The organism is Streptosporangium sp. NPDC050284, from assembly GCF_044459525.1.
Classification (GTDB): domain Bacteria; phylum Actinomycetota; class Actinomycetes; order Streptosporangiales; family Streptosporangiaceae; genus Streptosporangium.
Genome location: NZ_JBITIZ010000059.1, coordinates 1 through 1137, shown reverse-complemented (window position 1 = coordinate 1137; position 1137 = coordinate 1). Strand labels below are relative to the sequence as shown.

At 69.9% G+C, this 1137-nt stretch carries 1 protein-coding gene and 1 pseudogene; both read left to right on the top strand.

Annotated features, from left to right (window positions below; all coding sequences use genetic code 11):
- A partial coding sequence (locus ACIBH4_RS39640; RefSeq protein WP_362522405.1) for a nucleotide disphospho-sugar-binding domain-containing protein occupies positions 1 to 420 on the top strand: 420 nt, incomplete at its 5' end.
- 31 nt (positions 421 to 451) lie between these two features.
- Positions 452 to 1137, top strand: a pseudogene (locus ACIBH4_RS39635) (hypothetical protein); the annotation flags it as partial.

The window sequence follows — 1137 nt, the reverse complement described above, 5'->3', positions numbered from 1 at the left end:
CTCCCAGAAAAACAACAGGCCGAACTCCACCACGTCCCCGCCAACACCCGCCTCGTCTCCTTCGTCCCCCTGCACGCCCTCGCCCCCACCTGCTCCGCCGTGATCGACCATGGCGGACCCGGCACGGTGTTCACCATGGCGTCGCACGGCGTGCCGCAACTCGTGCTCCCGAAGCTGTTCGACGAGCCGGTGCTGGGCGACCACCTGGCCGGGCTGGGGGCGGGGCTGGTGGTGCGCGGTGGCGAGGCCACCGGAGCCCGCGTGCGCGAGGACCTGCTGCGCCTGCTCGGCGACCCCTCCTACACCCACGCCGCCGCACGGCTCCGCGAGGAGATGCACACCATGCCCACCCCCAACGACCTCGTCCCCGAGCTGGAAAGGCTCACCGCCCGACACCGCGGCACCACAGGGACCGGCTGAGGCCGCGAGGTCGGCCGCAGGAAGGAACACCATGCGCGTCCTGTTCACGACGTACGCCGAAAAAAGCCATTTCCTGGGGATGGTGCCGCTGGCGTGGGCGCTGCGCAACGCCGGTCACGAGGTGCGGGTGGCGAGCCAGCCCGAACTCACCGACGTCATCACCGGCGCCGGCCTCACCGCGGTGCCCGTCGGCAAAAACCACAGTCTCGGCAGGGTGCTCCAGCACGCCAAGGACTCGGGCCAGGAGAAGGACTTCGACATGGCCGAGGACCGCCCCGAGATGCTCACCTGGGAGAAGATCAGGGAGGGCTACCAGGGGCACGTGCTGTGGTGGTGCCGGCTGGTGAACGACCCGATGATCGTGGACCTCACCGACTTCTGCCGGCACTGGAAACCCGATCTGGTCATCTGGGAGCCGCTCACCTACGCCGGCGCGATCGCGGCGAAGGCGACGGGGGCCGCGCACGCCCGCTTCATGTGGGGGCTCGACCTGTTCGCCCGCATGCGCGGCCACTACCTGCGGGCGAGGCACGAGCACGGAGGCCACCTGTCGGACGCGCTCGGGCAGTGGATGGGGCTGCACGCGAGGCGGGCGGGCGTGCCGTTCTCCGAGGACATGACGAGCGGTCACTTCACCATCGACTACACCCCCACCTCACTCCGCCTGGACCTGCCCCACACCTACCTGCCCCTGCGCTACATCCCCTACAACGGCAC